General features: G+C 67.9%; 8 protein-coding genes and 1 pseudogene. All 9 read right to left on the bottom strand.

Annotated features, from left to right (window positions below; translation table 11 throughout):
• Nucleotides 1–758 (bottom strand): annotated as a pseudogene (locus AC1DUN_RS24135) (hypothetical protein); the annotation flags it as partial.
• A complete protein-coding gene (locus AC1DUN_RS24130; RefSeq protein ID WP_477716188.1) occupies nucleotides 755–1,351 on the bottom strand; it encodes a sigma-70 family RNA polymerase sigma factor in 597 nt (198 codons plus the stop codon). The gene AC1DUN_RS24130 and the pseudogene AC1DUN_RS24135, both read right to left, overlap by 4 nt.
• A 32-nt stretch (nucleotides 1,352–1,383) precedes the next feature.
• Nucleotides 1,384–2,274, bottom strand: coding sequence for a hypothetical protein (locus AC1DUN_RS24125; protein ID WP_477716187.1), 891 nt, complete (start codon nucleotides 2,272–2,274; stop codon nucleotides 1,384–1,386).
• A gap of 116 nt (nucleotides 2,275–2,390) precedes the next feature.
• Nucleotides 2,391–3,161 (bottom strand): M90 family metallopeptidase, encoded by a 771-nt coding sequence (locus AC1DUN_RS24120; RefSeq protein WP_477716186.1) that lies wholly within the window; start codon nucleotides 3,159–3,161, stop codon nucleotides 2,391–2,393.
• A gap of 49 nt (nucleotides 3,162–3,210) precedes the next feature.
• Nucleotides 3,211–4,014, bottom strand: coding sequence for a UDP-2,3-diacylglucosamine diphosphatase (locus tag AC1DUN_RS24115; RefSeq protein WP_477716185.1), 804 nt, complete (start codon nucleotides 4,012–4,014; stop codon nucleotides 3,211–3,213).
• 17 nt (nucleotides 4,015–4,031) lie between these two features.
• Nucleotides 4,032–4,541, bottom strand: a complete 510-nt coding sequence (locus AC1DUN_RS24110) for a peptidylprolyl isomerase (protein WP_007873399.1) — start codon at nucleotides 4,539–4,541, stop codon at nucleotides 4,032–4,034.
• Nucleotides 4,542–4,568: 27 nt separating this feature from the next.
• On the bottom strand, nucleotides 4,569–5,279 hold the full coding sequence (locus tag AC1DUN_RS24105; RefSeq protein ID WP_477716189.1) for a peptidylprolyl isomerase: 711 nt from the start codon (nucleotides 5,277–5,279) through the stop codon (nucleotides 4,569–4,571).
• Between the two features lie 23 nt (nucleotides 5,280–5,302).
• Nucleotides 5,303–6,541 (bottom strand): L,D-transpeptidase family protein, encoded by a 1,239-nt coding sequence (locus AC1DUN_RS24100; RefSeq protein WP_477716184.1) that lies wholly within the window; start codon nucleotides 6,539–6,541, stop codon nucleotides 5,303–5,305.
• Nucleotides 6,542–6,613: 72 nt separating this feature from the next.
• Nucleotides 6,614–7,061, bottom strand: a 448-nt coding sequence (locus AC1DUN_RS24095) for a L,D-transpeptidase Cds6 family protein (protein ID WP_477716183.1), incomplete at its 5' end; no start/stop codon positions are given.

The following is a 7,061-nucleotide window of genomic DNA, read 5'->3' as shown; positions in this document are numbered from 1 at the left end:
GCGGCGGCGCGTGCCGCCGGCGCTGCCATGGCGGGGGCCGCGGCTGGCGCGGCGACCGGTGCGGCGTCCCGCATGGAAGAGGCCGCCTGCCCGCCCACCACCGCCTCGGCCGGGGGGGCAGGACGTGCGAGTTGCGAGCTTTCTTTGGCGGCGGTAACTTCCGGCGCGGGTGGCGGTGGAGCCGCCGGGGCGGGGGGCGGCGAAGGCGCGGGTGAAGGCGCAGGTGGGGGCGCCGCGCTTGCCTCGGGCGGCGGCGCGGCTTCGGTTTCGGCCTTGCGTGCCACCGAGCCTGTGACGGAGGGCTGGGGTGAGGGTTTTCCGGCGGAGGGTGCCGCGGGGGCTTTCAGGGGCGGCGGCTGGCCCGTCTTGGCGCTGCGGCTATCGGCCTGGGGTGTTTGTTGCGGTGCGGCGGCTGGTGCTGCCTCAGCTGCGGGTGGCGCGCTCGCACTGGGCTGGCCAAACGCCAGGTCTTTTTCTTCGTCGGTGCCGCGGTCGTATTGCAGCACCAGCAAGCCGGTCAAGCCGGCCAGCGCCAGCCCGGCCAGCGCGGAAATTTTCCAGCGCGACTGGTTGGCGGCGGTCGCTGTGGGTGCGCTGTCCGCCGTCGTGGAGGCTTTGTTTGCGGCGATCATCATCTGCGCGTGGGCGCGCACCGCCTCCCGCACATGGGCGCCGGGGCGGCGCGTGTCCTGCGCGCTGGCCTCGCGGTAGCGCTGCGCCAGCTCATCGCCGGGCGGGCTGCGGTCAGGCTCTGTCATGCAAACTCCTGTAGCTGCTGGCGCAGGCTGTTTCGCGCATAGCGCAAACGGCTTTTGGCGGTCTCGAAGTTCACGCCGGTCGCGGCGGCGATTTCGTCCACGCTGAGGCCGGCTTCGGCCTGCAGCAAAAAGGCTTCGCGTTGCTCGCGCGGCAGGCGCTCGACCGCCGCGATCAGCGCCGCCGCCTGCTCGCTGGACTCGAGCCGGCGCAGCGGGCCGAAGCCGGAATCGGCGGCCAGTGTGTCGCCGATTCCCGGGCTGTCTTCGTCGCCGCCTGCGTCAAGGCTCACATGGTGGCGTGCGCTGCGAAAGTGGTCAACGAGCCGGTTGTGCGCCATGGTGAATAGCCAGGTCTTGAAGCGCGCCGACACCGTGTAGGTGGGGGCGCTGCGCGCCACGGCAAACCACACGTCCTGCAGCAGGTCGTCGGCCACCGCCTGCACCCGCACGCTGCGAAACACATAGCGCCACACGCCGAGCTCGTGGCGCGCATAGAGCGCATCGAAAGCCGCGATGTCGCCGGCCGCATAGCGCAGCATCAGCGATTCGTCGCTGTCTTCGGCTGCGTTGTCTGGCGTCGGGGCGCTGGGCATGCGCCAGATTATCACGGCGCAGTTGCACGCTTTCAGTATCGGCGCAGAGGAGGGTCGGGGACATAGGACGTGCTGCCCGATTGCGGGAAGGGATCGGGAATGGGGTGGTGCGCCACGGGTTCGCGGATCACGCCACTCGCAACCAGGTTCTCGCGGCTGTCATAGCGGATGCGTATCACCTCGTTGGGCTGGGCTTGCAGGCGCGCGAAGCTGGTGTGCGAGACCACCGAGCTTTCGCGGGCGCCGTGGCCCGTGCCCAGTTTGAGGGCCGGCAAGGGGGCGGCCTGCGGCTTTCTGAGCAGGCCTTCAGCGGAGGCTGATGCCTCCGCGCCGCCGAGGATGCGATCTGCCAGTGCGGATTTGCCGGCGGCCGGTGATTCCGCGGCGGGTGCTGCTGGGGCCGCAGGGGCGTCGGCCTCGCGCTCGCTGCGCCGGGGGCTGGAATACACGGGTGCCTGTGCCACCGGCTCGGGCGGCTGTTCGCGGAACAGCGCCACACCGATCACACCGACGTTGGCGGGCCGGCCTGTGCGGCCGGCATAAGAGTCCCCCAGCGCGGAAAACTCGAACGCGGCGACCTCGCTGCTGCTTTTGCGCCAGCCTGTCACCTGGTACTGCTGCCAGGGCGAAAACACATAGCCGGTCTGGTCCCAGGCGGCGGTTTCGCCGCTCAGCACATTGACGCCGTCGACGGCGGTCACGGCCAGTAGCCGCTCGCCGAGCTTGTTGCGCACGGCGATCGCGTATTTGGCGCCGTACTGGCCGGCCACCCAGTATTCGCCGCGGTGGTAGTACAGCGGCAGTGTGGCGCCGGTGTTGCGGTCCACCACGGTGACGTCGGCCAGGCGGCCTATGGCATGGGCCGGCAGGGCCCAGGCGGACAGGGCCAGCAGGAGGGAGGCAGGGAGGATGTGGGGTTTCATGGGGGCTCCAGAAAGAGGGTGGAGCTCCCTGAAACGGGGCAACTGGGGAAAAGGGGTTAAGCGCGGCGCTCAATACCCCGGTTTCGGAGATTTGAGGCCCTTGCGGCCCCTTCCGCTTATTTGGCGGGAATGAAGAATTTGTCGAACAGCACCGTCAGCGCCGGGAATTCCCGGGTGAAACGTTCGCGGTTGACGAAATAGGCCTCGCAAGCCACGGCGAAAAACTCCGCCGGCGAGTTCGCGCCGTAGGCGTCCAGCCACGGCGGCTCGGCGCCAAAGCGTTTGGCCATGGCGACTTTTTCGCAAAATTCATCAAAGGCGGGCTGCATCACCGAGTGCCATCCGCTCATGGCGCTGCGGGTGGGCATGGGCGGGCAGCCGTCGGCCGCGCCGTCGCGCATGTCCATCTTGTGGACGAATTCGTGGATCACGACGTTGTGCCCATGCTCGGCCGCGCTGCCCGCGGCGGCCACGTCCTGCCAGCTCAGGGTGACGGGGCCGCCGTCCATGGCTTCGCCCAACAGCTCTTCGCTGTAGCGGTGCACCACGCCGGCCTGGTCGGTGACTTCGCGGCGCGCCAGCATCGCACCGGGATGCACCACGATGCCCTTGAAGTCGTCATACCAGCGCAGGCCCAGGTGCAGCACGGGCAGGCAGGCCTGCGCGGCGATTGCGACGGCCATCTCGTCGGTGACCTTCAGGCCGTGCGCGCCGGTGAATTCCTTTTGCTTGAGGAATTTCCCGGCCATCTCGTGCAACTGCTGCAGTTCGGCCACCGGGCGGCGGGCCAGGAAGGGAAACTGCAGCAGGGTGTCCATCCACAGGGTATCGGGAATGGTCTTGGTCGGGGCGCTTTGGCGCCCCAGCGTTCTTAACCAGTTCAGCATGGGGTGGGTGTCTTGGTCGTAGGCAAGGCTTAAAGAGTGGAAAAAAGGGTCAGCACAGGGCGATGCGCTGCGGGCCGGCGGCGGACAGGCGCAGCACGTCGGCACGCGGAACCGGGGCGGCCAGGTCCCAGTCGCTGAGCACCACCCGCGCCAGGCCCTCGCCCAGGTCGTGCACGGCCGGCTTGTGGGTGTGGCCGTGGATCAGGGTGGGGGCTTTCGCGGCGCGCAGCCACTGGCGCGCGGCCCCGGTATCGACGTCGGCATAGGATGCGCCCGATTGCTTGCGCGCCTCGCTTTGCCGGCGCAGCGCGCGCGCGATCTCCTGGCGCTCGGCCAGGGGCTTGGCCAGGAAGGCGCGCTGCCAGTCGGCACCGCGCACCTGCCGGCGGAATTCCATGTAGTCGGTGTCGTCCAGGCACAGGGCGTCGCCGTGCGACAGCAGCCAGCGCCGGCCCGAGCCCGCCGGAAACTCCAGCACCGTCGGGTCGTGCAGCAAGGTGGTGTTGCACAGGTCCATCAAGGCCTGGCCCACCAGAAAGTCGCGGTTGCCGTGCATGAAAAAGAGCGCCAGCCGGCCGGCGGCTTCGCCCATGGCGCGCGCGCAGCGCGCCTCAAAACCGGCCGAAGGCGCGCTCAGGTCGTGGCCGACGGCATCGTCACCGACCCAGACTTCAAAAAGGTCGCCCAGGATGAAGACCGCGTCGGCGGGCGTACTTTCAAGGTAGTGCCGCCAGGCCTCGAAGGTGGCGGGCTCACCGGCCTGCAAGTGCAGGTCGGAAATGAAATCGACCGTGCGCCAGGACGGCGGCGCCAAAAGCTCCGCGATCTCGGGGACGGCCTGGGGGGTGTTCACCGGCTGGGTGGGCGGGCTCAGTCCAGCGAGATGGCTCGCTGGATGATCACGTCTTCCATGGGCACGTCGTCGTGAAAGCCCTTGCGGCCGGTCTTGACGGCCTTGATCCTGTCGACCACGTCGGTGCCGGCGATCACCTTGCCGAACACGGCATAACCCCAGCCCGAAGCGCTGGGCGCGGTGTGGTTCAGGAAGCCGTTGTCGGCCACGTTGATGAAGAACTGCGAACTGGCCGAGTGCGGCGCGTTGGTGCGCGCCATGGCGATGGTGTAGTTGTCGTTCTTCAGGCCGTTGTTGGCCTCGTTCTCGATTTCAGCGTCGGTGGGTTTTTGTTTCATGCCGGGCTCGAAGCCGCCGCCCTGCACCATGAAGCCGGGAATCACGCGGTGAAACACGGTGTTGGCGTAGTGGCCCTTGTTGACGTAGTTCAGGAAGTTGGCGACGGTCTTGGGCGCCTTGGCGGCGTCCAGTTCCAGGGTGATGACGCCGTATTCGGCGATGTGGAGTTCGACTCTGGGCTTGCTCATGATGGTGTCCTGTAGGGGGGAGGGCGGTTAATTGACGAGGGTTGCTGATTTGATGAGGACGGGCGTCTTGGGAGCGTCGCTCGGGAAGGGGCCGCCCGCGCCGGTCGGCACCGACTTGATCCTGTTGACCACGTCCATGCCGCTGACGACCTTGCCGAAGACGGTGTAGCCGTACAGCTGGGGCGCGTTGACGAGCTGCGCGCGCGGGGTGTTTTCATAGACGCGGCCCTGGTATTCGAATTTGGGCACCGGGTCGCCGGGCGGGATCACGGTGGGGTCCAGGAAGTCGTTGTCCTTCACGTTGATGAAGAACTGCGCCGAGGCGGAGTTGGGATCGTTGGTGCGCGCCATGGCCAGGGTGCCGACCACATTCCTCGGGCCGCCTTTGGCCAGCGCTTCACGGCCTTCATGCGGCACGGGCGGGCGGGTTTTCTTCTCGGCGTAGGTGGCGTCGTAGCCGCCGCCCTGCACCATGAAGTTGCTGATCACGCGGTGGAAAATCGTGCCGTCGTAGTGTTTGTCCTTGACGTATTGCAGGAAGTTCTCGACGGTCTTGGGGGCTTTGTCGGGATAGACCTCGACCACGAAGTCGCCCTCGCTGGTGGCGAATTTGACCTTGGGCGCGCTTTGCGCGAGCGCCGGGCCGGCCAGCAGGGCCAGGCTCGCGGCGGCGGCCAGCGCAAACGCCGCGCGGCGCAAGGGGGAATGGAGGGAACGCAGAGAAGAGGCGGCGGACATCGCCGGCCTGGGGTGAACTGCCATCAAATGGCTCCTTCGAAAAATATTTTCCACTGGCTGCCCTGGCGGACCCAGTACTGGCGCTTGGTGCGGCCGGTCTTGGCGCCCTTGACCAGTTCGCCAAAGGTTACCACCATCGTGTCGGCGCTGTCGGTCCAGCGCAGGTAAGACACGTCCTTGAGCTGGATACCGCGCCCGCCCAGCTGCTTGAGCTCGCTTTGCAGGGCCGGCGTCCATTCAACCAGGGTCTTGCCGTAGCTCGTGAAATCGGGGGTGTACCAGGCGGTGAGCTTGGCGATGTCGCCGCTGGACTTGGCGCTGTGCCAGCCCTGCAGCACGTTCTCAAAGGACTTGATGTCGGACGCCAGCGATTGCGGCGCCACCCATTTGAGGCTGTGCGCGATGACGACGGGCGTGCTGCGCACCTCGACGGTGCGGATGATGCGTTCCAGGTCGGGGTTGGCCAGCACCACGCAGCCGTCGGTGGACAGCGGCGCGCGCGAAAACTGCGCCGGCGGCGTGCCGTGCAGCCAGATGCCGCCGCCGGTCTTGCCGCGCTTGACGTCGAGCTGGTTGGGGTAGTTGATCGGTAGCGCGCCCGAGCCGTAGAAGTCGCGCAGCGATTTGGGGTCCAGGTTGCTGGTGATGAAGTACACCCCCAGCGGCGTGCGCAGGTCGCCCTCGACGGATTTTTCAATGCCGGACTTGCCGACCGAGATGTAGTAGTCGGCCACCAGCTTGATGCCGGTGGGCGTGTTCTCGAACAGGTAAAGGCGCGACCGGGAGGCGTCGACGGCGATCGCATGCTTGTTGCGTGGCGACAGCGCCAGGAACTGGGAGGGCACGGTGCCCGGCGCGGGGCGCTCGCGCAGCGCGCGCAGCCTGAGCAGCGATTCCTGGCGCAGCTCGGCCAGCAGCGGGGCCGCGGCCTTGTTGGCGGTGATGTCGGGCACGTCGCCGGGCGCGCGCAGCGGGCGCGTGAAGCCGGCCAGCAGGTCGCCGTAGACCAGTTGCGCGAGCTGGAAATTGGGGTGGTCCTTGACCAGGCTCTCGGCCTTGCGCAGCGCTTCGCGGGGAGCGGCCTGGCCGATCAGCTTGTAGATTTCAATCAGGCGGGCTTCCGCTTCGCCGTCGCGTGCCGCGCGTTGCGGCGCGGCGGCACTGCGCGTCACGGCCTTGACCGCGGGTTCAACGCGCGCGGACGCAAGCGCCGGCACCAGGCAAGGCGCCACGAAAAAAAGGGCGGTGAGCACCTTTTTCATGCAAGTTTCCGAGGCAGGGTGCCGGCCGGCGAAGAGGGGCAGGGACGGGCTGGGTAAAACACGTGGGCCAGGTCAGCCGCCGGTGGATTCCTTGACGATCACCCAGCGGTCACCCACCTTGGCGAGGTCCAGGGTCTTGCGGCTGGAGATGTTCAGCGAATCGGCGCTGTAGTCCTGCTTGAAGCGGGCCGTGGCCTTGTTGCCCTGCACCGAAATCGACAGGTTGGAAAGTTTCACGCTGATTTTGGACTTGCCGACGATGCGCGCGCGGCGGTCTTCTTCCCAGGCCTTGCGGGCCTGCTTGCCGGGCGGCTCGAAGTTCTGCCCGTAGCTGCCGAGGTAGCCGCCCATGTCCTTGTCGGACCAGGCCTGGGCCCAGCCGCGCACGGCGGCTTCGACTTCCTTCTCGGCGCCGGTGGCAGCGGCCGGGCTGGGTGCAGGTGCCGGGGCGGTGGCGGCGGGCGCCGGCGTCGCGGCGGGTGCTGGGGCGGCGGGAGCGGCCGCAGGCGCGGGTGTGGGC

The sequence above is a fragment of the Polaromonas sp. P4_F6 genome, from assembly GCF_056401275.1.
This window is presented reverse-complemented; position numbering and strand designations above follow the sequence as displayed.

What these genes read in the sequence shown, in the direction of transcription:
- AC1DUN_RS24105 (WP_477716189.1), bottom strand. Translation starts at nt 5,279, where the DNA reads ATGTCCGCCGCCTCTTCTCTGCGTTCCCTCCATTCCCCCTTGCGCCGC.
- AC1DUN_RS24130 (WP_477716188.1), bottom strand. Translation starts at nt 1,351, where the DNA reads ATGCCCAGCGCCCCGACGCCAGACAACGCAGCCGAAGACAGCGACGAA.
- AC1DUN_RS24120 (WP_477716186.1), bottom strand. Translation starts at nt 3,161, where the DNA reads ATGCTGAACTGGTTAAGAACGCTGGGGCGCCAAAGCGCCCCGACCAAG.
- AC1DUN_RS24125 (WP_477716187.1), bottom strand. Translation starts at nt 2,274, where the DNA reads ATGAAACCCCACATCCTCCCTGCCTCCCTCCTGCTGGCCCTGTCCGCC.
- AC1DUN_RS24100 (WP_477716184.1), bottom strand. Translation starts at nt 6,541, where the DNA reads ATGAAAAAGGTGCTCACCGCCCTTTTTTTCGTGGCGCCTTGCCTGGTG.
- AC1DUN_RS24110 (WP_007873399.1), bottom strand. Translation starts at nt 4,541, where the DNA reads ATGAGCAAGCCCAGAGTCGAACTCCACATCGCCGAATACGGCGTCATC.